At 73.0% G+C, this 21,405-nt stretch carries 20 protein-coding genes and 1 pseudogene; 9 read left to right on the top strand and 12 right to left on the bottom strand.

Annotated elements, in window-relative coordinates; all coding sequences use genetic code 11:
* Window positions 1–444: 444 nt before the first annotated feature.
* Entirely contained in the window at window positions 445–3,072 is a 2,628-nt protein-coding gene (locus ACQEVC_RS02865; protein WP_432873060.1) for a LuxR C-terminal-related transcriptional regulator, read from the bottom strand.
* Window positions 3,069–4,481 (bottom strand): Hsp70 family protein, encoded by a 1,413-nt coding sequence (locus tag ACQEVC_RS02860; RefSeq protein ID WP_432873058.1) that lies wholly within the window; start codon window positions 4,479–4,481, stop codon window positions 3,069–3,071. The genes ACQEVC_RS02865 and ACQEVC_RS02860 overlap by 4 nt, the downstream gene beginning before the upstream one ends.
* A 436-nt stretch (window positions 4,482–4,917) precedes the next feature.
* On the opposite strand from ACQEVC_RS02860, the gene ACQEVC_RS02855 reads away from it, so the two are divergent.
* The 3 genes from ACQEVC_RS02855 to ACQEVC_RS02845 all read left to right on the top strand — a co-directional run bounded on the left by ACQEVC_RS02855 (window position 4,918) and on the right by ACQEVC_RS02845 (window position 9,574).
* On the top strand, window positions 4,918–5,829 hold the full coding sequence (locus ACQEVC_RS02855; protein ID WP_432873056.1) for an IniB N-terminal domain-containing protein: 912 nt from the start codon (window positions 4,918–4,920) through the stop codon (window positions 5,827–5,829).
* A gap of 104 nt (window positions 5,830–5,933) precedes the next feature.
* Window positions 5,934–8,012 (top strand): GTP-binding protein, encoded by a 2,079-nt coding sequence (locus ACQEVC_RS02850; RefSeq protein WP_432890975.1) that lies wholly within the window; start codon window positions 5,934–5,936, stop codon window positions 8,010–8,012.
* Complete coding sequence (locus ACQEVC_RS02845; RefSeq protein ID WP_432873054.1) at window positions 8,009–9,574, top strand: hypothetical protein; 1,566 nt, start codon at window positions 8,009–8,011, stop codon at window positions 9,572–9,574. Before ACQEVC_RS02850 ends, ACQEVC_RS02845 begins: the two co-directional genes overlap by 4 nt.
* 99 nt (window positions 9,575–9,673) lie before the next feature.
* Here the strand turns inward: ACQEVC_RS02845 and ACQEVC_RS02840 are convergent, their stop codons facing one another.
* The 4 genes from ACQEVC_RS02840 to ACQEVC_RS02825 all read right to left on the bottom strand — a co-directional run bounded on the left by ACQEVC_RS02840 (window position 9,674) and on the right by ACQEVC_RS02825 (window position 10,717).
* Complete coding sequence (locus tag ACQEVC_RS02840) at window positions 9,674–9,868, bottom strand: DUF397 domain-containing protein (protein WP_432873052.1); 195 nt, start codon at window positions 9,866–9,868, stop codon at window positions 9,674–9,676.
* Window positions 9,865–10,155, bottom strand: a complete 291-nt coding sequence (locus tag ACQEVC_RS02835) for a Scr1 family TA system antitoxin-like transcriptional regulator (RefSeq protein ID WP_432873050.1) — start codon at window positions 10,153–10,155, stop codon at window positions 9,865–9,867. The genes ACQEVC_RS02840 and ACQEVC_RS02835 overlap by 4 nt, the downstream gene beginning before the upstream one ends.
* A complete protein-coding gene (locus ACQEVC_RS02830) occupies window positions 10,155–10,292 on the bottom strand; it encodes a hypothetical protein (RefSeq protein ID WP_432873048.1) in 138 nt (45 codons plus the stop codon). The genes ACQEVC_RS02835 and ACQEVC_RS02830 overlap by 1 nt, the downstream gene beginning before the upstream one ends.
* Before the next feature lie 281 nt (window positions 10,293–10,573).
* Window positions 10,574–10,717 (bottom strand): hypothetical protein, encoded by a 144-nt coding sequence (locus ACQEVC_RS02825; protein WP_432873046.1) that lies wholly within the window; start codon window positions 10,715–10,717, stop codon window positions 10,574–10,576.
* Between the two features lie 175 nt (window positions 10,718–10,892).
* On the opposite strand from ACQEVC_RS02825, the gene ACQEVC_RS02820 reads away from it, so the two are divergent.
* On the top strand, window positions 10,893–11,177 hold the full coding sequence (locus ACQEVC_RS02820) for a flavin reductase (protein ID WP_432873044.1): 285 nt from the start codon (window positions 10,893–10,895) through the stop codon (window positions 11,175–11,177).
* Between the two features lie 114 nt (window positions 11,178–11,291).
* Here the strand turns inward: ACQEVC_RS02820 and ACQEVC_RS02815 are convergent, their stop codons facing one another.
* From ACQEVC_RS02815 to ACQEVC_RS02805, 3 genes are all read right to left on the bottom strand, one after another.
* A complete protein-coding gene (locus tag ACQEVC_RS02815; RefSeq protein ID WP_432873042.1) occupies window positions 11,292–12,299 on the bottom strand; it encodes a hypothetical protein in 1,008 nt (335 codons plus the stop codon).
* A 69-nt stretch (window positions 12,300–12,368) separates the two neighbouring features.
* On the bottom strand, window positions 12,369–12,800 hold the full coding sequence (locus tag ACQEVC_RS02810; protein WP_318401996.1) for a type VII secretion target: 432 nt from the start codon (window positions 12,798–12,800) through the stop codon (window positions 12,369–12,371).
* 81 nt (window positions 12,801–12,881) lie between these two features.
* Window positions 12,882–14,081, bottom strand: coding sequence for a hypothetical protein (locus ACQEVC_RS02805; protein ID WP_432873040.1), 1,200 nt, complete (start codon window positions 14,079–14,081; stop codon window positions 12,882–12,884).
* 119 nt (window positions 14,082–14,200) lie between these two features.
* On the opposite strand from ACQEVC_RS02805, the gene ACQEVC_RS02800 reads away from it, so the two are divergent.
* The gene (locus ACQEVC_RS02800; RefSeq protein ID WP_432873038.1) at window positions 14,201–14,782 is read left to right on the top strand and encodes a hypothetical protein; all 582 of its coding nucleotides are present in this window, start codon (window positions 14,201–14,203) and stop codon (window positions 14,780–14,782) included.
* A gap of 72 nt (window positions 14,783–14,854) precedes the next feature.
* Here ACQEVC_RS02800 and argS read toward each other — a convergent pair whose 3' ends face one another.
* The 3 genes and pseudogenes from argS to ACQEVC_RS02785 all read right to left on the bottom strand — a co-directional run.
* Window positions 14,855–16,669: an arginine--tRNA ligase gene (argS, locus tag ACQEVC_RS02795; protein ID WP_432873037.1), complete on the bottom strand. Its 1,815-nt coding sequence runs from the start codon at window positions 16,667–16,669 to the stop codon at window positions 14,855–14,857.
* A gap of 349 nt (window positions 16,670–17,018) precedes the next feature.
* The gene (locus ACQEVC_RS02790) at window positions 17,019–17,480 is read right to left on the bottom strand and encodes a hypothetical protein (RefSeq protein ID WP_432892080.1); all 462 of its coding nucleotides are present in this window, start codon (window positions 17,478–17,480) and stop codon (window positions 17,019–17,021) included.
* A gap of 97 nt (window positions 17,481–17,577) precedes the next feature.
* Window positions 17,578–17,664 (bottom strand): annotated as a pseudogene (locus ACQEVC_RS02785) (transposase); the annotation flags it as partial.
* 34 nt (window positions 17,665–17,698) lie between these two features.
* Between ACQEVC_RS02785 and ACQEVC_RS02780 the strand changes: the two are divergent.
* From ACQEVC_RS02780 to nfi, 4 genes are all read left to right on the top strand, one after another.
* Window positions 17,699–18,232, top strand: a complete 534-nt coding sequence (locus ACQEVC_RS02780; RefSeq protein ID WP_432873035.1) for a DinB family protein — start codon at window positions 17,699–17,701, stop codon at window positions 18,230–18,232.
* A 139-nt stretch (window positions 18,233–18,371) separates the two neighbouring features.
* On the top strand, window positions 18,372–19,106 hold the full coding sequence (locus ACQEVC_RS02775; RefSeq protein ID WP_432873033.1) for a MerR family transcriptional regulator: 735 nt from the start codon (window positions 18,372–18,374) through the stop codon (window positions 19,104–19,106).
* A gap of 87 nt (window positions 19,107–19,193) precedes the next feature.
* A complete protein-coding gene (locus tag ACQEVC_RS02770; RefSeq protein WP_432873031.1) occupies window positions 19,194–20,657 on the top strand; it encodes an aldehyde dehydrogenase family protein in 1,464 nt (487 codons plus the stop codon).
* Complete coding sequence (nfi, locus tag ACQEVC_RS02765) at window positions 20,651–21,361, top strand: deoxyribonuclease V (protein ID WP_432873029.1); 711 nt, start codon at window positions 20,651–20,653, stop codon at window positions 21,359–21,361. Before ACQEVC_RS02770 ends, nfi begins: the two co-directional genes overlap by 7 nt.
* The last annotated feature ends 44 nt before the right edge of the window (window positions 21,362–21,405 follow it).

Raw genomic sequence — 21,405 nt, 5'->3', positions numbered from 1 at the left:
GTGCGGCCGGTTGTCCGGCGGGGCGTTCGGGGTTGCCGGGCCGTGCCGCCGGCTGTTCGGCGGGGCGCGCCCCGTTGCCGGGTTGCTCTGCCGGCCGTGGCCGGTTCGGCCGCTGGTCGGCCGCTCGGGCCGGATCGGGCCGCTGGCCGGCCGGTCGGGCTCGCTCGGTCCGCTGGTCGGCCGCTCGGGCCGGATCGGGCCGCTGGCCGGCCGGTTGGAGTCGGTCGGGCCGCTGCTCCGCCGGTCGGGCTCGCTCGGTCCGCTGCTCGGCCGCTCGGGCCGGGGCCGGCCGCTGGTCGGCCGGAGGTGTCGGGTCGGGCCGCTGGTCCGCCGGGCCCGAGCGGTCGATCGGGCCGTCCACCGGCGCGGCGTCCGCCGGGGTACGGATCGGACCCCCTCGCCGGAGTCCGGAGCCGAATGCCGCCATCCGGCGCGCCGCCCCCTTCACCGTGCCGTCCGCTGGGGCCACGGGGAGCCGGCCGGCCGGCCGCCGGAGCGCTCCTCGACGATGGTCCGCAGTCGGGCCAGCAGCTCGCCGCGATTGGCACAGTTCAGCCGCTGCCGCATCCGGGCCACGTGATGTTCGACGGTCTTCGCGGAGATGAACAACCGGTCGCCGATCTGCTTGTACGTCAGGCCGCTGAGCACCAGCTCGGCGACCTCCCGCTCCCGTTCACTGAGCCGGTTCTCGGCCGGTACGGCGATGGCGTCCGCCACCTGGGTGGCGGCACCGTCCGCCGGTCGGGTACCGCTCTTGGCCCCGGCCGGCCGGCCCTGGAGCATCCGGGCACAGTCCAGCAGGGTGGTCATCGCCTTCCGGTCAGAGGTACGGATCGCGGCCTGACCGGCGAGCCGGGCGCCGTCCCAGCAGAGTCCGATGCCGTGCAGGCCCCGGGCGGCGGCCTCCACCCGCACCGGGTCGACGGCGCCGCGCAGCACCTCGACCCAGCTCTGCCCGGCGGCGGCCACCACGGAGGCGTACCGGGTGTGCCCGGTTGCGGCGGCCAGCGCGGCGACGTGCTCGTCCGCCACCGCCGGCCGGTCGGCCAGGATCGCGGCGTGCAGGCAGCTCCAGTGCAGCGGTGTTGTCCACAGTGGTGGGTCGCCCAGCCGGGTCAGCAGGTTCCGGGCCTCACCCAGATACGGGGCGAGCCGGTCCAGTTCGCCGAGCCGGGCGGCGGCGATGGCGAACTCGCCGAGCGGGAGCAGCGTGAACAGGTCCACCGGGTGGCGTACGACGGCCTCCCGGGCACGTTCCCAGCCGCGTTGCAGGGCCGGCAGGTCGCTGTTGCGGCGGGCGGTGCCGAGTTCCAGCGCGGCGGCGAAGATCAGGTCGCGGGACTCCAGCGGTACCGGGCCGGCGGTGACCGCCGCCGAGAGCGCGGCGGCCTCGGTCGCCCGCCCCCGGACCATCAGCAGCCAGGCCTGGAGCAGCCGATGCCGACGGGCGGTCAGGGCCGCGCCGAGCCCGGCGGCGACGGCCCGGTCCAACGCCCGCTCGCCGATGTCCAGCTCACCGGAGTGCAGGGCCACCAGCGCGGCCAGCGCAGCCGGGGTCTCGGGCAGCAGCACCGACCGGCCGGCCGGTTCGAGCAGCGCGGACGCCTGCACCAGGGTGGAGAGCGCCGCGGTCGGCGGGCCGGCGAGCGTCTCCTTCAGCCCTCGGACCATCAGCAGCGCCGCGCTGGCGAGCAGCGTCGGCGGACCGTCCGTGGGCGGATCGGCGAGGACCCGGTCGAGCTGGTCGACCCGGCCGGTACCGGCCGCGCCGAGAGCCGCGAACGCCAGCGACGACGGGGTGCCCGACCAGCGGTACAGCTCGACCGCACGATCGGTGTGGCCCCGGTGCACCAGCGCGGTCGCGGCGACCGCCGCCCCGTCGGCTCGGTCCGGCGAGTCCGGTGTGGCGATCAGCCGGTCGGCCAGGCGCAGCGCGGAGTCGAGATCGGCGGAGAGCGCCGCCGCCATCGCCCGGCGGGCCGCCACCGGCCGTCCGGCCGCGGCGGCGACCGCGAAGAGCCGGGCGGCCAGCGCCGGCTCCTCGCCCAGCGCCTCGTCACCGGCGGCCTCCGCGACGCCGGCCGGGCAACTGCCGCCGAAGCCGCCGTCAAGCATCGACCGGACCAGCGGAAGCACCCGCCCGCCACGCTGTAGTTGCAACTCCGCCAGGCGCTGCCAGACCGCCGCCCGCTGGCTCGCCGGGCTCAGCGCGGCGATGGCGCGCCGGACGATCGGGGCGAGCCGGTCGTCCGGCCCGAGCAGGCCCGCGGCCCGGGCCGCGGCCAGCAACTCGTCGAGTTCGTCCGGGTGCCGGGAGAGCAGCGCGCCGAGCAGGTCGGTGGGGAGCGCCGGGCCGGCCGCCATCGCGAGCAGCAGCCGGCGTACCTCGATGTCCAGGCTCTCCAGCTCGGGAGCGAACTGGAGCAGTACCGACCGGGGGATCTCCAGGGTCGGCGCCGGGCGCTCGGCACCGGTGGGCGGCCGCTCCGCGCGGGCAGCCCGGCGGTCGGCCGGGCGCAGCGCCCGGGCCAGCCATTCGACGAACCGGGGTACGCCACCGGTCTGCTCCTGCACCAGCCGCGCGACCCCCGGCGGCACCGTCGACCCGTACGCCGTGCCGAGGTATGCCGCGGTGCGCTGCTCGGTGAACGGGCCGAGCAGCACGGGTGGCCCGCCCCGGTGCAGTACCTCGGCCAGTTCGGCCAGCCCGGCCGGGCGGGGCCAGGGCCGGAACGCGACCGCCAGCCGGGTCCGACCGGTCTCTACCAGCCGGCGCAGTTCCGCCAGGGCGGTGGCGTCGAGCAGGTGGGCGTCGTCGACCAGTACGACGGGGTCGGGGTCAGCGGGATCGGTCAGCTCCCGCCAGGAGTCCAGCACCGGTACGTCGGCCTGCTGGTAGCCGCGGCGCAGCCGGGCCAGTACGGCCGTCTTGCCGTGCCCGCCCGCCGCCTGTACGGCGGTGCAGAGCGGCGCCTGCGGGTCGGCGTCGACCCGGTTCAGGAAGGCGGTGGTCTGCTCGTCTAGCACGAGCGGGGCGTCGGTGTCCGTACGCGGCGTCAAGGCGGTCCTCACCGGCCCCACCCGTCCAGGGCGGCGACGGTCAGCGGGTCCGTCCCGGCGACCGCGCCGAGCAGCACGCCGAGCGCGACCACCAGCACGGCCAGGCCGATCACCATGCTGTCGCGGCCGGACGCGAGGCGGGACAGCGCCCGCATCGGCAGCTCCAGCGGGGTGATCCGGATCGGAGGCCGGGGCGGCAGTGGGGCCTGTTCCTCGTCGTACCGGCCGGATTCGCGGCCGTCGCCGGAGCGGCCGCGCTGCCGGCGGGCCGGTGGTTCGCCGCGCCGGGCGCCGGGTCGGGGCGGTCGCATCACCGGCGGGCGCGGTGGCGGCCGGTTGCCCCGCTGCCGGTCCAGCAGTTGGCCGCCGGCCACGGCGGCCCCGGCCGCGACGGTGAGCTGCGGGTCGGCCTCGACCTCGACGGGTACCGGGAACCGGGCCGCGAGCAGCTCGCGCACCAGCGGGATCCGGGCCGAGCCGCCGGCCAGCAGCACCCCGTCGAGCTGGTGCGGTGCCAGGCCGCAGGACCGGACGGTACGGGTCAGCTCCTCCACGGTCAGTGTGACGGCGGGCCGGATCAGGTCTTCGAACTCGGCCCGGCGTACCGGCACCCGGGTCTGCCGGCCGGGCAGCCGGACCGGTACGTCGGCGGTGTCGGCGACGGTCAGTTCCGCCTTGGCCCGGCGGCACTCCCGGCGCAGCCCGAGCAGGGCCTGCCGGACCAGCGGGTCGGTCGGGTCGGCGAGTTCCTTGGCCAGGCTGGCGCGGACGTGTTCGACCAGTGCCTCGTCGAAGTCGGCTCCGGCGGGTGGTTCGGCGTCGGCCAGCCCGCCGCGCAGGTCGAAGCCGAGCGGCTGGGCCCGGTCGACGACGGCGGTGGAGTAGGTGTGCCCGCCGAGGGTGTAGACGGCGAGGGTACGGCCGGAGAAGCCGTGCGCGGCGTGGCTGGCGGCGGCGAGTACCGGCACCGGCAGCAGGGCCACGTCGGCGAGTCCGACGTCCCAGAGCGCCTCGCCGAGCAGGTGCCGCCGGTAGTCGCCCCAGCCCGCCGGATGGCTGAGCACGATCCACTCGGGACGCTCGCGCTCCTGGTCCATCACCCGCTCGACCACCCACATCGCGAGCATGGCGGTGAGCGCCTGCGCCAAGCACGCCTCGTCACCGACCAGCAGCGGTACGTCGTCGCCGATCCGGTTCACGAAGCCACGCGCGACCCAGCCGCTGTCGACCGGACCGTCGTACTCGTCGGGGTCGGCGACGGTGATCGACCGGTTGCTCGACATCAGCAGGACGGACGGCACGGAACAGCCCGTCGGCCCGAGCCGGACGGGTTCGGGGGGATCCCAGTTGCTACCCCGGAGCCGGGCGACAGCGGCAGCCGTGGTGGTGCTGCCGATATCGATTCCGAGGACGTAGGGCATCCGATCATTCCTTCACCGCGAGTCATCACCCCAGGACGGCGCGTACCATGTCGCGGCCTCACCTGGGGACGGCCCCTGGGCGGCTGGGATCGCCCGGTGGGCCGTTAGGGAGTCATCTTTTCGTACCAGAGATCTATCCGCCATCGGGACCCTAACTCTGCCGGAACGCATCCCCTATGCCCCTAACGCAGATCTAAGGCACGGCCCTAGCGAACGGGCCGCCGAACCCCGGCGCCGTCCCCGATGTCCGGTCCGGTCGATCCGGTCTACCGTCTGCTGCAGACATCCGGCGGCGGCGCAACGCAGCGCGCCGCCGCCGGAGGCTCCACCTGCGCCACCGCAGACGGGCCCGCTCCCACCGGACGCGGATCCGTCGCCGCCACGACACCGCACCGGACCCCGCACCGGGCGGGGACCGCACCGAGGAGACCGGCACATGGGCTCGCCCCAGACACTGCACGACTTCGTGCTGAACCTGCTGACCAATCCGGACGCCCGCTCGGCCTTCGAGATCGACCCGGAGGGGACGCTGCGCGACGCCGGACTGGCCGACATCAGCGTTGCGGACGTCCAGGACGTGGTGCCGCTGGTGGTGGACTACGCGCCGGTCCAGGGCCTCACCTCGCTGGCGCCGGTCGGCGACGACCTGGGCCTCGGCCAGTTCCAGCTCGACCCGAGCGGCGTCATCGGCCAGTTGCAGAGCGTCGCCACGCAGCTCGGCGTCTCCACGCACTCGCCGGGTTCGGACGTCAACGCGGCGACGCTGGGCGCGATCAGTGTCGCGCCGGGCGCGCTCAACGGCGTGCTGCCGGGGCTCGGCACCGACCAGCTCTCCGACCCGCTGGGTCTGGTCGACCCGCTGGTGCCGACCGGTGTGGACGTCGCCGACACCCTCGACTCCGAGGTGGTCGACCCGGTGCTCACCGACAGCACCGGCGCGGTCGGCACCATCGACGGCCCGGTCGGGAACACCGTGGACGGCGGCCAGATCGGCCTGGTCGACTTCGCCGGTGACACCGTGCAGGGCACGCTGGACGACGTCACCGGGCTGGTCGACTCGCTCGGTGTCCGCGGCGTGTCGGACACGGTCGGCGGCGTGACCGACACCGTCGGTGGCGTGACCGACACGGTGACCGGGGTCGGCGACGCGCTGGACCTCGAACCGCTCAGCTCGACCGGGACGCCGGCACTCGACGACAGCACCTCGACGGTGACCGGCCTGACCGACAGCCTCGGCAACACTCTCAGTGACACCACCTCGGGTGTCATCGGTGACAGCGGCCATGCCGGAGAAGTAGACGCCTCCACCTCCGGCGGCCTCCTGGGAATCGCGGACGACCTTCTCTGAGCGCGGGAAGTCCGTGAGGCCCACCGAAGGCCGGACCGTGGTCCCACGGTCCGGCCTTCGGTCCTCTTGATAATTCCGGCGCAACCGGCACACTTGGTGCGGTGATGGCGCCCATCTGGCTTGACGTACTCGACGAGATCGTGCGGGTCTCCGGCGCGCACGGTCGGGGCGACCTGATCTCGTGGCTTCGGCTCCGGCGGGCCCAACTGCTGGACCCGAGGCTGCGGGTGCTGATCGTGGGCGAACCCAAACAGGGCAAGAGTCAACTCGTCAACGCGCTGCTCAACGCCTCGGTCTGCCCGGTGGGAGACGGGGTCAGCACCACCATCCCGACCGTGGTCGGGCACGCCGAGACGCCGACCGCCGCCCTGGTCTGGAGCCCGCCGCAGGCACCGGACCAGCCGGCGCGGCGGCCGGCGGACGGTCAGGATCCGGAGCGGCCGACGCCCCGGCGACGTGCCCCGCAGGGGCCACCGGAGCGGACCGGCCCGGCGGGTCCGGCCAACGCACCGGTGTCCGGTGCGCGTCCCGGCACGGCAGTACCCGGCCCGGCACAGCGGCTCGCCGTGCCGATCGAGCAGATCGTGGCCCGGATCAGCGGTCGCAGCGGCGGGATCGGGGACCTACCGGCCGGCTCGGCCGCCGCCGGACCGGCCGGCGGCGGGCGTACGGTCACCGGTGGCGGGACCGTGGGGCGCCGGCCGGGCGGTGGGCTGGAGCACGCCGAGATCGGCATCCCCCGGGCGTTGCTCGCCTCCGGACTCGTCCTCGTCGACACGCCGGGAGCGGACGGCACCGACCCGGGGCGGGCGATCAGTCCGGCCGCGACGCCGAGCCAGGCCGACCTGGTGCTGCTGGTCTCGGACGTGACCCGGGAACTCTCGGTCGCCGAGCTGAACCTGCTGCTGCACATCGCCCGGTCGCACGCCAACCTGGCCGTGGTGCAGAGCAAGATCGACATGGTGCCGCACTGGCGTACCGTGGTCGAGCGCAACCGGCAGCACCTGGCCGACGCGGGCGTACCGGCGGCGCTGATCCCGGTCTCCGCGACACTGCGGTTGCAGGCCGCCCGGAGCAACGACAAGCAGCTCAACGCCGAGTCGCACTTCCCCGAGCTGATCAACAGGATCAAGCGCGACCAGGCCGGCAAGGCCGACGCGCTGGCCCGGTCGGCGGTGGCGCTGAGCGCCCGGACCGTCATCGAGCAACTCGCGGCGCCGATCCGCGCCGAACTGGTGGTGTCGAAGGAGGCCGCCGTCGAGCAGTCCGGACCGATCTCGAAACTGCACGCGGCCCAGCGCGAGGTGGACGAGCTGCGCCGCTGCTCGGTGCGCTGGCAGAACACCCTGAACGACGAGATGGCCGACCTGATCTCCGACGTCGAGTACGACCTGCGCGACCGTACCCGGCAGATCCTGCGCAAGGTGGACGAGGCGTTCGACAAGGCCGACCCGCTGACCGGCTGGGACACCTTCCAGGAGTGGCTGACCGAAAACCTCACCGACGCGGCCGAGGCCAACTACGCGTGGCTGGCCGAGCGCTGCGGCTGGATCGCCAACCGGGTCGCCAGCCAGTTCGACCGGTACGGCTTCGACGCGTTGCCGAGTTGGTCGGTACGGGTACCGGAGAACCTCAGCGACCGGATCCAGATCATGGAGCAGCCCACCGTGGAGAAGTTCACCCGGACGCAGAAGCTGGTCACCGGGCTGCGCGGCTCGTACGGCGGCGTGCTGATGTTCGGCCTGGCCACCACGCTGGCCGGGATGCCGCTGATCAACCCGATCTCGCTCGGCGCCGGTGCGCTGTTCGGCGGCAAGAGCGTCCGTGACGAGGGAAAGTCGCTGCTGAAACGCCGGCAGGCGGCGGTCAAGACGGCAACCCAGCGGCATGTCGACGACTTCTTCCTCCGGCTGAGCAAGGACTGCAAGGACACCGCCCGGCAGGTGCAGCGGATGCTCCGGGACCACTTCACCGGGCTGACCGAGGAATTGCAGGAGGGCATCGTACGGTCGTTCCGGAGCGCCAAGCAGGCGGCCGAGGCGGATGCGGCCGAACGCGACCAGCGGCAGCGCCGGCTCGCACTGGAGATGAAGCGGCTGGCCGACCTCTACGAGAAGGCCCAGGCGCTGACCGGCGCGCAGTCCCTCGGCACCGGGCGCACCGGACTGGAGCCCGGGCCGTGAGCGCGAGCCGGGTCGGCCGGCTGGACGAGGCGGCCTGGGGGTTGGTGCACGAGGCGCTGGAGGTCTACGGCAACGATCCCCGGGCGGTGGAGGAGTTGCACCGGCAGTTCGCCCGGTTCGAGGAGCCGCTGCGGATCGCCGTCGCCGGCCCGTGGCGTTCCGGCAAGTCGACGCTGGTCAACGCCGTGATGGGCGAGGCGGTCGCGCCGGTCGAGGTGGCCGACGGCCGCCAGGTCTTCACCTGGTACGAGGACGGACCGGAGCCCCGGGTCACCGCGTACCCGACCGGGGGTGCGCCCCGGGACCTCGCGGTGACCCGTACCGCCAGCGGGATGCGGGTGGACCTCGGTGGCGGGCGCTGGGACCAGGTCGACGACATCGTGGTGCAGTGGCCGACCCGGGCGCTGCGGCACGCCGTACTGATCGACACTCCGGCGGTCAGCCACCGGGCCGACGACACCCGGACGGCCGGCGAGGAGACCCCGGCCGGCAACGGGCGGCTGGCGCTCGGGGCGGGGCCGACCGCCGGTGGGGACGCCGAACTGGTCGACGGTCCCGGTGGCGGCGCGGCGACCGTGCAGCGGATCGTCCGCGAGGCGGACGCCGTGCTCTATCTGAGCCGGGACGGCAGCGGGGACGACCTGCGGCCGTTCCAGACGGCGCAGCCGGGCTCGGTGGCCCGGGCCGCGCCGGTGAACGTACTCCTGGTGCTGTCCAGGGTGGACGAACTCGCCGGCGGCAGGGTCGACGCGCTGCTCACGGCCCGGCAGCTCGCCCGCCGGCACCGTCGCGACCCCCGGGTCAGCGCGCACTGCCTGAGCGTGGTCGCGCTCGGCGGGCTCGTCGCGCTCGCCGGCCGGATGCTGAGCGAGTCGGAGTACGCCGCGCTCGCCGCGCTGGCCGGGCTGCCCCGGGCGGAAACCGATCGGCTGCTGCTCTCCACCGACCGGTTCCTCGCCGCCGACCTCCCGATCCCGCTCGACGTGGAAACCCGGCGCCGGCTCCTCGACCGGCTCGGCATCTTCGGGGTACGCCTGTCGGCCACGCTGGTCCGGACCGGCTCCGACAGCCGGGCCCGGCTCGCCGCCGAGCTGGTCCGGCGCAGTGGCCTGACCGAGCTGCGCGAGTCGATGACCCGGTATTTCGTGGACCGCGCCCCGGTGCTCAAGTCCCGGGCGGTACTGATGGCCCTGGAGTCGCTGCTCCGGGCCGAGCCCCGACCGGGCGCGACGGAGCTGCTGGCCCGGCTGGAGCAGGTGCTGGCCGGCGCGCACGAGTTCCGCGAGCTGCGGCTCTCGGCCGCGCTGCTCGGCGGTCAGCTCCGGTTCGACCCCGAGCTGTCGGCCGAGGCGAACCGGCTGATCGGCGGGGACGGTGCGAGTTTGGCGGCCCGGCTCGGCGTCGAGCACGACGCCACCGCGGACGAGCTGTGGGCGCGCGGCTCGGCGGCGGTACGCCGCTGGCAGGACCTGGCCGAGGATCCGCTGCGCGGCGTCGACCAGCGCCGCGCCGCCCGGATCGTGGTACGAAGCTGCGAGGGGATGCTCGCCGAGATCTCCTGACCCGTACGCGTACCGTCTCATCTGGACGTGCAAGCGGCGACGCCCCACCGCCCGGTTTCGTCCGGGGGCAGGGCACTCGTCGTGTCCCTGTCGGCAGTGCTAGGGACGACGGTGGGTGACCTCGCCGACGAAAGCGCGCCAGGCGGTCGGCGCGAAGGCGAGCACGGGGCCGGTCACGTCCTTGCTGTCTCGTACGGCGACGACGTCGGGGAGGTTGCGGGCGACCTCGACGCAGTCTCCGCCGTTCGTGCTGCTGCGCGTGCTCTTGCGCCACTCGGCGCCGGTTAGGTTCATAGCTGTTCCATCACTTCCGTGATCAACTCGGTTGACTGCGGGACTGCAAGTGCGCCGCCCCGGATGGCGTCCCACGCCCGACGCAACTGCAACACGTCGGCGGGTTGCTCGACCACCTGCCCGCGCAACTGATTGTCGATGTAGCCCACGTCTGCGTTGGTCGGCAGGGTCGCCAACACGAACGGCCCACCGAGTCCAGGGTACGACCCGACGTTGGCAGGTACTACCTGGATCTGCACCAGCGGAGTGGTGCTCAGTTTGAGCAGGTGCGCCAACTGTTCCCGCATCACTCGACGGCACTCACGTGGGTGGCGGAAAAGTTCGCCGCCCGCCCGAACGCCTCCTGCGTCATCTTGGCCGCCTGCCTTCCTCGGCGGATCTCGACAACGATGAAGGCGGCCAGTGGTTCCGGTACTTCGATCATCAGGATTCCCCAGAAGATAGATCAATTACTCACTGCTCTTCAACGCCATTCACGCGCCCCGGAAATCTGCCAGCGTCATCCATAGACGCGTGACGTGTTCCCAGCGTAGGGCCTGTACGTCCAAGGTGGAACAAGGCAATTCCGCTCTGTTTTCGCCCACTTGGCAGGGACGGAAATGCCGACGGGTGCGGCGCCCGGAACGAGTAGACCGAGACGCCGCCTCGGCCAATTCCACCGATGGGAGACAGCATGAGACTCGGTCGCGGGACGAAGCCGTATCATCACCGGAACTGGCGTCGGTTCTGGCGGTATTGCCGGTGCGGCCTCCGCTGGCGGTGCCCGGACTCGGTGGACCTGGTGCCGATGCCGTACGCGCCGACGGTGCCGTCGTTGACCGGCGCGGCGTACCGGACCGCTCTCCGCACTGAAGCTCCGGTGCCATTGGGCCGGGACGCACTGCCCTCGCCGGTCCGGTTCCGGGCGAACAACCGCCGTCCCACCTGGGATGCGCCGACCCGCCCCTACCTGGGAAACGGCCGTGCGGGGGCACTGACCCCGGCACAGGCTGCGCGTGCCCGGCACGGTGAACGGGTGTGACCGGTGATCGGGCCCCAGGAGCGTTGGTACCGCGCCATGCGGCGGAGGCAACGCCAGTACCCGCCCGGCCGGCACCTCCCGGCGCAGGCGTACCACTGCCGGACCTGCTCCGACCCCTGGCCCTGCGCACCGGCACGGCTGTCCCTGCTGATCGGCTTCCGGGGTGACCGGGTGGGACTGATGATGTACCTCGCCGCTCACCTTGCCCGGGCCCTGGAAGCGCTACCCGACATGCATCCGGCGCTGATTACCGGCCAGATTCTCTACTGGGTTCCCCGCCGCCGCTGACCGCCTCGTCACCCGACCGGCCTGCTCCGGTTCGCCGTCTTCCCCTCCGGTGAACCGGAGCGGGCCCCAGCGTGGCGCGGCGCCTGCCGGTGGCGCCGACCTACCTCGTCTCGGTCAGTCGTGCGGGCGCAGCGAGCCGTCGGTGATCTCGCCGGGTCGGGCGGAGCTGATCGCGGGCTCCGGCACGGTGAGTGGACCCGTCCCGGTGCGGGCGTCCCCGATGGCGTCGAGGAGGTTCTTCAGCGCCTGCTCGACCTTCCGCTCCTCCTCGATCATGTCGCCGTCCATCTTGGACATGGCCTCGGAGACCTTGACGGCGACTTCCTGCGCCGTCGGGGCGCTCAGCTCGTTGGTCTTCGGCGGATCGGGGACCAGGCCCTGGGAGATGGTGCTGCCCATGATCAGCACAGCGCCGGCGACCGCGATGCCGCCCGTACCGATCGTCAGGGCGGTACCGGCCGCGATCCCGACCAGGGTTCCCCAGGTGAAGCTCTTCGGGTCCTTGCCGTTGTTGAGGGTCTGCACCGCCTGGATCGACTTGTCGAGCAGGTCGAGTATGCCCTTGCGGTACCGGATGTAGAGGATCTTGTTGCATTCGAGCTGCTCGCGTACGACCTTCGCGACGGCGGCCTGGTTGACCGACGCGGTCTGCAACGGGGTGAGGAAGTTGTCGATGAAGTTGACCTGGAGGTCGCCCTGCCACTGGCTCATGTCGGTGCGGACGTCGTTGATCCGGGACAGCGCCGGGCTGGCACCGCTGAAGTTGCCCGCGTCGTCCTGGCTGCCCTCGAACGAACTTTCGATCGTACGCAGCGCCGTGATCATCCCGTTGATGGCGTCCGGGTCGGGCTCCAGGTACTTCTCGAAGGCCGGCTCGACCCACTCGTAGTACTCGTTGCGGACGGTGTTCCGGTATCCCTCGATCTCCTCCGGCGGGATCGGCGAGTGCGGAGACTCGGGGTGGGTCTGCGCCCATTCGAGGTCCACGGCCTTACGCCAGGACTCGATGTCGTCGAGCGTCTGCCGGATCAGTTCCTGCTTCAGTTGGGCGGCCTTCTCCCGGACCGTGCCCTTGTACGTCCCGCCGGCCAGGTCGGCGGGCGTGTCAACTTGGCTGCTCACTGCTGACGCTCCTTCAACTGCCCCCGTGCGGGCCGTCGGCTTCCAGGTCGAGGTCTGCGGTTGTCCGGGTCAGCCCTGGTAGGGCTCGCCGGGGTGGTCGTCGGCGCCCTCGGCGGGCGGGTTCGACGCCGGGTTGTTCGGGTCGTGGTTCGCCGGGTCGGCCAGGTACTGCGACAGGGCGTCGGCGCTGGCCATGTCGGCGTCGACGTACGCCTGCCGGGCCATCCGGAGCGCCTCGGCCGCGTTGAGGACCGTCCCGCCGGTCTGGGTGTACATCCGTTGCATCTCGTCCCGGAGGGCGCCCCAGGCTGCCGCTCCGGCACTGGACATGATGGTGCCGCCCGGCCCGGTCGGGGTGTTGGCCCGGAACCCGCCACCGTCGTCGCCGGTCGCGCCGCCGAGGGCGCGGCTGGCGTCGTAGTAGACGTCCGCGATCCGCGGAAGGTGCACGTCGGACACTCGCCAGAGGTGGTACAGGTCCCCACCGACGATCTCTGCCATCAAGGCTCCTTCGGCTGCTGCTGTGATATTTCGGACCAGGCCGGCGGCCCGGGTGGGTCGCGCGGCGGACGCCGGACCCACTCAGCGGGCTCGTCGTCGTCTTATCAGCCAGCCGGCGATCACGACGAGGACGGCGGCGGCGGCCGCGAACGGCCACCACGGCACCGACGATCCGGCTTCCGGACTCTCCGAACCGGGCGGGGCCGGGCGGAACGAGTACACCCGGTGGCCGGCGTTGTCGACGAGGTAGCCGACGCCGGAGGCGGCCACCGCGACCGGTCCGAGCACCGGACCCTCGGCCGCGTCGAGCGCGGCGACGGTGTCGAGGCCGGCACCGGTGCCGAGCCGCAGGAGCGTCCGGGCCGACTGGTCGAGGACGTAGACCTGGTCACCGACGGCGGTGATCGCGGCGATGTTGTTCAGCGGTGCCTCCGGCGGCGGCCAGCTCGCCGCCTCGGAAAGCTCCCACCTGGCGCCGTCGGGCTGGTCCGGCAGCGTGACCGTGCCGAGTTGCCCGCCGTGCAGCCGGTGCACCACGAGCCCGTCGGCGATCCAGACGACGCCTCCGGCGTCCACCGCCAGGCTCCCCGGGCTCGGCACCGGGATCGCGGTGGCGGCTCCGCCGGCGGCGGTGAGCTGGCTGTTCCCGTTTCCCGCCACGGTGTCGATGGTGCCGTCCGGCGCGACCGCCCGGACGCGGTGGTTGCGGACGTCTCCGATGTAGACGGTGCCGTCGGGTGCCACGGCGAGGCCGCCGAGCTGACCGAAGGACGCCCGCGGTGCGGGCCCTCCGTCGCCGATCGGCCCCGGCACGCCGGTGCCGGCGAGCACCGACATCCGGCCGTCCGGGGTGAGCCGGAACACCCGGGCCAGACCGGGGTCGGCGACGTAGAGCGCATTGTCGGGGCCGATCGCCAGGCTCTGCGGCAACGCCAGGTCCACGTCCGTGCCGGAGGTCCCGTCGGGCACCGCTGTGCCCGGGGTGCCGGCCCGACCGGTGCCGGCGACGGTCGAGATGGTGCCGTCCGGGGCGACCGCCCGGACCCGACGGTTGCCGCCGTCGCTGATGTAGACGGTGCCGTCGGCGGCCACCGCCACGCCGCCCGGATGGTCGAGCGAGGCCGCCGAGGCCGGACCGGCGTCCCCGGTCGAGCCGGCCGTTCCGGTGCCCGCGAACACGTCGAGGTCGATCTCCCCGCCGTACGCCGGAGGGGGCGGGACCAGGGCGGCCCCGATCACGAGCGCGGCGAGCGGCACGACGACCCGACGTGGCGAGAGCATGGAGCTTTGTCTACCACAGCGCACCAACCGGTCGAATCACCGATTCAGGACCGTTATGGTTGCGCCGCCACACCCTTGCCCACGAAAATCGCCACACCCTCGCCCAGGAAAGGAGCGGCATGCCCTCCATCGGTGAGTACCTCGACAACATGGTCGTCACGGTGGACTCCCCGGACGAGCGCATCCGGGCACGCGTCTCCAATTACCACGACGTGGAAATCACCTTCGCGCCCGGCGCCTTCGACCAGTACGACGAGGAGCACCTCAGCCACCAGCTCGGCCGCCTGGGGCTGACCACCTGGGTGGCCTACCATCGGGCGCGGTCCGAGGCCTACCGGGTGTCCCAGGGGCTCAGCTCCGACGAACTCGCCGACGCGGAGCGGCCCAGCGACGATCCGTACCGACGACAGTACGAGCTGGAGCTCAACGCCATCGAGGGCGAAGGTGTCTCGGCCGGCGGCGCGGTGCGGGTCCGCACCTACGGGCTGATGCAGTGGAACGTCGACATCGAGCCCGGCAGCATCCAGCGGCTCGGTGAAACGGCCTTCCTGGCCGAGTTGCACTCCGCGATGAAGTCCCTGCTCAGCGACCGGGAAGTGAAGATCATCACTCTCAAGTCGGAGTACTTCGACATCGGCATTCCCCGGCGGTGGCGGGAGCTGATGACCGAGCTGCGCGCCCGTAACCGCCACCGCCGCTGATCCGCGACGGCGGACCGGGCCCGTCCCGCCACTGCAGTGGAGCGGTGGGACGGACGGCCCCGGCGGCCGACGTCACATCCTCTCCGGGGCGGCGATGCCAAGCAGGTGCAGGCCCTGCCGGAGTACCCGGGCGGTGAGGTCGCAGAGGACGAGCCGGCTCTCCCGGACGGCCGGCTCGGCCCGGAGCACCGGACACTGCTCGAAGAAGCCGCTGAACGCGACCGCTACCGCGTACAGGTGACCGGCCAGGCGGTGGAACTCCAGGGTCCGTTCCACGGCGCCGACGACCGCGCCGAAGTCGAGCAGTTCGAGCGCGAGCGCGCGTTCGGCCGGCTCGACGATCGAGATTGAACCTTTTTCAACCTGAACCGCGCGGCGCTCACACACCGCGTCCGACCTCGCCCTCCGACGGACCGCGAGGGGAGGTTGAAAAAGGTTCATTGGTACGCCGTCCTGCGGCGCCGTCCGGCCGGCCCGCCGGAAGATGGAGCGGATCCGCGCGTGCGCGTACTGGAGGTACGGGGCGGTGTTGCCGGACAGGGCGAGCATTCGGTCCCAGTCGAAGACGTAGTCCCGGGTCCGGTCGGCGGAGAGGTCGGCATACTTCACCGCTCCGATGCCGATCGCCCGGCCCAGCTCGGCTGCCGCAGCGGTTTCGAGGTTCGGGTTCTTCTGCCGGGCCAGCGCCGCCGCCCGGGCCACCGCCTCGTCGAGCAGGTCCACCAGCTTCACCGAGTCGCCGGCCCGGCTGGCCAACTTCCGGCCGTCCGGGCCGAGGACCAGCCCGAAGCCAACGTGTTCGGCCCGGGTCGGTGGTCGCAGCCAGCCCGCCTGCCGGGCGACCGCGTACACCATCTCGAAGTGCTGCCGCTGCGGCACACCGACGACGTAGAGCAGCCGGGTGGCGCCGAGTTCCCGGGTCCGGTACCGGAGCGCGGCAAGGTCGGTGGCGGCGTAGCCGTACCCGCCGTCCCGCTTGCGCACGATGAGCGGCACCGGCTCGCCGTCCCGGCCGGGGAAGCCGGGCGGGAAGGCGCAGGCCGCGTCGCCGCTTTCGACGAGCAGGCCGAGCTGGTCCAGTTCGTCGGTGACCGGGCCGAGCATCGGGTTGTAGTGGCTCTCGCCGACGAAGTCCGCCCGGGTCAGCAGCACGTCGAGCCGGTCGTAGACGGCCAGGAAGTACGACTCCGACTCGGCGACCAGCAGCCGCCACAGCCGCAGCGTCGACTCGTCCCCGCCCTGGAGCGCGACCACCCGCTCCCGGGCCCGCCGCCGGAACGCCTGGTCGGCGTCGAACTTGGCCCGGGCACCCTTGTAGAACGAGTCCAGGTCACCGATCGACAGCTCCTCGGCGGCGGTGGACTCACCGAGGTCGGCCAGGTGCTCGATCAGCATCCCGAACGGGGTACCCCAGTCACCCAGGTGGTTGGCCCGGACGACCCGGTGCCCGAGCCATTCCAGTAGCCGGGCGGTGGCGTCGCCGATGACGGTCGACCGGAGGTGGCCGACGTGCATCTCCTTGGCCACGTTCGGCGCCGAGTAGTCCACCACCACCGTCTCCGGGGTGGTCGCGGTCGGCACGCCGAGCCGGGGATCGGCGGCCATCCTCGACAGCAGCGTGCCGAGCAGGTCCTCCGCCACCGTCAGGTTGACGAATCCGGGTCCGGAGACCGCCACCGACGAGCAGAGGTCGGCCAGCGCGGCCCGCTCGACCACCTCGGCGGCGATCTCCCGGGGCGCCCGGCCGAGCCGGCGGGCCAGCGACAGCGCCGCCTCGGCCTGGAAGTCGGCGTGCCGGGAGCGCCGGACCACCGGATCCACCGGGCCGCCGGCCACGGCCGCGAACGACCGCGCCAGCCGGTCGGTGAGCAGACTTTCGAGATTCATCCCAGGTACGTCTCTCTCGCTCCGATCCGTTGCCGGACCGATCGGGCGGAGCGGACTGATCGACGTACCGGAAGTACCGGCGGATCGGTCCGCCGGTCGTGAACAGGGCTGGTCAGCTCAGGCGGCCTCGGCGGGCTCGGGAACGAGCCACCAAACGCCGTCGGTCCAGGGCCGGGGACGACCCGGGCGAGGGCACCAGCCGACCGGAGAGGTCGGGGTACGCCGAAGCGGCAGGACTGGCCACGGGGGCAGGTTAGCCGGAATGCCGGTCCCGACGCACGGGATTTCCAGGGTCCGGTGGTGGGTTCCGGTCCGTCCGCTGCTCCGGTGTCAAAGCCACATGCCAGGGTCAACTGACCTGTTGCGTCTGGAGGCGAAGGGCACCGGTCGTGTGTTTGCGGCCGTTTTCGCCGACCGACTTCACCAGCGGGGAGGTGAGCAGGAAGGCCAACGCCTGCCGATCAACCACCATCGTGAGTTGCGGAAAGAGCCGGAACCGCGTCTGCACCTTGGCGCCGTCGTAGGGCTTCAGTGCCCGGATGAGTTCGTCCTGCGCCTGGGCGACGGCCCGCAACCGGCGTTCGTCGTCCGATGGCGGGGGAGTCTGACCGCCCGGCCACTGCAGAGTGACGATGACTCCCAGCGTGCCGCCTTCGGGCACCTTCGCCAGCAATGAATGGCTCGGACTCGGCGTGCCCGACGACGCACCCGTGACCGGCCCGGCGGTGGGCGGGGCGCCGTCCGAGCAGCCTGCGGCTGCCAAGGCCGGTGTCAGCAGAAACAGGACGGCCACCAGGTATCGTCGCGCCACCCGATCCTCCTTCGAAGAGTGATTCCCCACTGCGACGCTGCCAACATCTCCAAGGTTCCCGCCCACCAGCACGTGCCGCGTCGCCTGCTCGTTCGGGAGATGCCCACTCGTTCGGGAGATGCCCATGAGCCCGGACGGCTTTGCGGATACGGTCGTTGCCACTCTCGATCGCGTTCGTGGAACAAGGCCCATGAATCACTCAGGCTAGCCTCGCCGGCATGTCCGCATCGCCCGAACGCCGGCCGGCGACCCTCGACGATCCGCCGGTCGACGTCTCCGACCCGCACGAACTGCTGCTGCGCTACCTGGACTGGTACCGGGAGGCGTTGCTGCGCAAGCTCGACGGGCTCACCGAGCCGGAACTCCGCGCCCCGGTCGAGCCGCTCGGTTGGTCGCCGCTCGGACTGGTCAAGCATCTCGGCTGGGTGGAGCGGCGGTGGATGCGCTGGGGGTTCGCCGCCGAGGACGTGCTGGCGTACCCGTCCGAGGACGACGAGGCGGAGTGGCGGGTACCGGCCGACGAGTCCGTCGAGGACGTGCTGGCGACCTACCACGACGAGGTACGCCGGTCCCGGGCCCTGGCCGCCTCCGCCGACCTGGCCGAGCCGGCCCGGCTCGGCGGGCGGTTCCGCACCGCCGCGCAGGCGCCGTCGCTCGGCCGCATCCTCTTCCACCTGTTCCAGGAGTACGCCCGGCACGTCGGCCACCTCGACATCGCCCGGGAACTACTCGACGGCACTGTCGGCGAGTAGCCAGGCGGCCGGGCACCTGATCCTGCAACGCCGCTCCGAGCCACCTTGAGGGTTGCGGCGAGAGTCGGGCTTATCCTGGGCGGATGCGCCTGACAACCCTCAACTCGGCGGTCCCGACTCGGGGCGGCGGGACGGCGCGGTGAACCGGCCGGAGCGGAGACTGCGTCCCGTCGATCTGGCCCGGCTGGCCGGCATCTCCACCCAGCAGGTGCGCAACTATCTCGACGCCGGGGTCCTGCCACCGGCGCCCCGGAGCGCCTCGGGATACCGCCAGTTCGACCAGCGGCACCGCCGGGCGCTGCTGACCTACCGGGCGCTGGCCCGGGGGTACGGCTGGGAGACCGCTCGCTCGATCATGCACGCGGTGCACGCCGGGGACCTGCCGTCCGCCCTCGCGCTGGTCGACGCCAGCCATGCCGGGCTGCACGAGGAGCGCCGCTCGCTCGCCGAGACCGCTGCGGCGCTGGAGGCGGTCGCCGAGCAGGAGACCGAGTCGGCAATGCCCCGGCTGACGCTGCGGATCGGCGAGTTGGCGGCCCGGCTGGGCGTGCGTACGTCGGCGCTGCGGGTCTGGGAGGCCGCCGGGCTACTGACACCGGAGCGGGAGCGGGGCACCGGGTACCGCCGGTTCGGCCCGGCCGAGATCCGGGACGCCCAGATGATCAGCATGCTCCGGCGGAGCCGCTACCTGCTGCCGCAGATCCGGCCGATCCTCGACGGTCTCCACCGCACCGGGAGTACGGCCGCGCTCCGGGCCGCCGTGGCGCGCCGCCGGCTGGAGCTGACCGAGCGGGCCACCGCGATGCTCGAAGGGTCCAGCCGGCTGCACGACTACCTGAGCACCGCACCGGATGAGGGAGACGGCGTGCCGTGACCCGTCGGCCACCTGAGCAGCGTGCCAGGCGAGGGAGACGGCGAGCGGTGACCCGTCGGCCGGTAACGGAGCGCTAGGCTGCCGGGCGTGGAATCCGTGCCGTTCCTCCTTGCCGGCCGGCCGGCCCGGGGCGCCGATCCGCTCGTGGTCCGGCATCCGTACGACGGTCGCGAGATCGGCCGGACCAGCCACGCCGACCCGGACCAGATCGAGGCGGCGGTGGTCGCCGCCGCCGAGGTGGCCGACCGGGCCGCCGCGCTACCGGCACACGTCCGGGCCGGAGCCCTGGACCACGTGTCGCACCGGCTCGCCGAGCGGGCCGAGGAGGTCGCCCGGCTGATCACCGCCGAGAGCGGCAAGCCGGTCAGATGGGCGAGGGCCGAGGTGGCCCGCGCGGTCGCCACCTTCCGGTGGGGCGCCGAGGAGGCCCGGCGCTGGTCCGGCGAGATGCAGCGGCTGGACACCGAGCCGACCGGGGAGGGCAGGATCGCCCTGGTACGCCGGCTGCCCCGGGGGCCGGTGCTCGGCATCACGCCGTTCAACTTCCCGCTGAACCTGGTCGCCCACAAGGTCGCCCCCGCGCTCGCGGTCGGGGCGCCGATCGTGGTCAAGCCGGCCCCGGCGACCCCGCTGACCGCGCTGCTCCTCGGCGAACTGCTGGCCGAGGTGACCGAGCCGGACGGGCCGGGGAGCGGCCTGCCGGTCGGGATGTGCTCGGTACTGCCGCTGCCGAACGACCGGGCCGGTGAACTGGTCCGGGATCCCCGGCTGCCGGTGGTGTCGTTCACCGGTTCCGGGCCGGTCGGCGCGGCGATCCGGCAGGCGGTGCCGGGCAAGCACGTCACGCTGGAGCTGGGCGGCAACGCCGCCGCGGTGGTCTGCGCGGACTGGGCCAGCGCCGACGACTTCGACCACGCCGCGCGGCGGATCGCCGCCTTCGGCAACTACCAGGCCGGGCAGAGCTGCATCGCGGTGCAGCGGGTCTTCGTGCACGAGTGGCTGCTCGACGGCTTCCTGCCCCGGCTGGTCGCGGCGGTCGCCGCGCTGCGTACCGGAGATCCGGCCGACGAGGCGACCGACGTCGGGCCGCTGATCGACGAGGCCGCCGCCCGGCGCGTGGAGAGCTGGGTCGACGAGGCGGTCGCGGCCGGGGCCACCGTCGAGCTGGGCGGTCGTCGCGAGGGCCCGAACTACACCCCGACGGTGCTGACCGGGGTGCCGCCGCAGTCCCGGGTCAACACCGAGGAGGTCTTCGGACCGGTCCTGGTGGTGGCACCGGTGCCGGACGACGCGGCCGCGTTCGCCGCCGTCAACGACTCGGCGTACGGGTTGCAGGCCGGGATCTTCACGCACAGTCTCCAGACCGCGTTCGCCGCGTACCGGACGCTCCGGGTCGGTGGCGTGATCGTCGGCGATGTGCCGTCGTACCGGGCGGACCAGATGCCGTACGGCGGGGTGAAGGGCAGCGGCGTCGGCCGGGAGGGGGTACGCAGCGCGATGGAGGACTACACCGAGCCCCGGGTGATGGTGCTGAGCGGGATCGAGTGGTAGCCCCACCGCCGGAGCTGTCCCTCGTCTCCGCCACGATCGAGAGACCGGGCACGGTCGCCGAGGCGGAGGCGGTGCAGGACCGGCTGCGCCCGCTGGTGGACCTGGCCGGGCCGGGGCCGACCGCCCCCCGCACGGTGGCCGGGCTCGACGTGGCGTACGCCGAGGACGGTGACCGGCTCGCCGCCGCGGTGACCGTGCTGGACCCGACCACCCTGGCCGTACTCGACACGGCGGTGGCCACCGGCCGGGCCGCCTTCGACTACGTACCCGGGCTGTTCGCCTTCCGGGAGCTGCCCGCTCTGCTCACCGCGCTCGCCCGGCTGACCGTCGAGCCGGAGCTGCTGGTCTGCGACGGGCACGGGCTCGCCCACCCGCGCCGGTTCGGGCTCGCCTGCCACCTGGGCGTGCTCACCGACCGTCCGGCGATCGGGGTCGGCAAGACCCCGCTGGTCGGGACCTGGGCCGGGCCGGAGCGGCGGCGCGGGTCCTGGGCGCCGCTGGTCGACGGCACGGAGCAGGTCGGCCGGGTGCTGCGTACCCAGGACGGCGTCAAACCGGTCTTCGTCTCGGTCGGGCACCGGATGGACCTGGACAACGCCTGCGCCCAGGTGCTCCGGCTGACCCCGCGCTACCGGTTGCCGGAGACGACCCGGCAGGCCGACCGGCTCTGTCGGGCCGAACTACGCAAATTCGCCGGGGTGTAACGGCGGGGGCGTCCGGTCGCTTCTGGTCGCAGGAAGGTTACTTC

Source organism: Plantactinospora sp. CA-294935 (assembly GCF_050936445.1).
In the GTDB taxonomy this organism is placed as follows: Bacteria; Actinomycetota; Actinomycetes; order Mycobacteriales; family Micromonosporaceae; genus Plantactinospora.
The sequence above is the reverse complement of the archived record's forward strand: the minus strand, read 5'-3'. Positions and strand labels throughout refer to the sequence as shown.

What these genes read in the sequence shown, in the direction of transcription:
- ACQEVC_RS02860 (WP_432873058.1), bottom strand. Translation starts at nt 4,481, where the DNA reads ATGCCCTACGTCCTCGGAATCGATATCGGCAGCACCACCACGGCTGCC.
- ACQEVC_RS02855 (WP_432873056.1), top strand. Translation starts at nt 4,918, where the DNA reads ATGGGCTCGCCCCAGACACTGCACGACTTCGTGCTGAACCTGCTGACC.
- ACQEVC_RS02850 (WP_432890975.1), top strand. Translation starts at nt 5,934, where the DNA reads ATGGCGCCCATCTGGCTTGACGTACTCGACGAGATCGTGCGGGTCTCC.
- ACQEVC_RS02840 (WP_432873052.1), bottom strand. Translation starts at nt 9,868, where the DNA reads ATGAACCTAACCGGCGCCGAGTGGCGCAAGAGCACGCGCAGCAGCACG.
- ACQEVC_RS02835 (WP_432873050.1), bottom strand. Translation starts at nt 10,155, where the DNA reads ATGCGGGAACAGTTGGCGCACCTGCTCAAACTGAGCACCACTCCGCTG.
- ACQEVC_RS02830 (WP_432873048.1), bottom strand. Translation starts at nt 10,292, where the DNA reads ATGATCGAAGTACCGGAACCACTGGCCGCCTTCATCGTTGTCGAGATC.
- ACQEVC_RS02810 (WP_318401996.1), bottom strand. Translation starts at nt 12,800, where the DNA reads ATGGCAGAGATCGTCGGTGGGGACCTGTACCACCTCTGGCGAGTGTCC.
- ACQEVC_RS02805 (WP_432873040.1), bottom strand. Translation starts at nt 14,081, where the DNA reads ATGCTCTCGCCACGTCGGGTCGTCGTGCCGCTCGCCGCGCTCGTGATC.
- ACQEVC_RS02800 (WP_432873038.1), top strand. Translation starts at nt 14,201, where the DNA reads ATGCCCTCCATCGGTGAGTACCTCGACAACATGGTCGTCACGGTGGAC.
- argS (WP_432873037.1), bottom strand. Translation starts at nt 16,669, where the DNA reads ATGAATCTCGAAAGTCTGCTCACCGACCGGCTGGCGCGGTCGTTCGCG.
- ACQEVC_RS02780 (WP_432873035.1), top strand. Translation starts at nt 17,699, where the DNA reads ATGTCCGCATCGCCCGAACGCCGGCCGGCGACCCTCGACGATCCGCCG.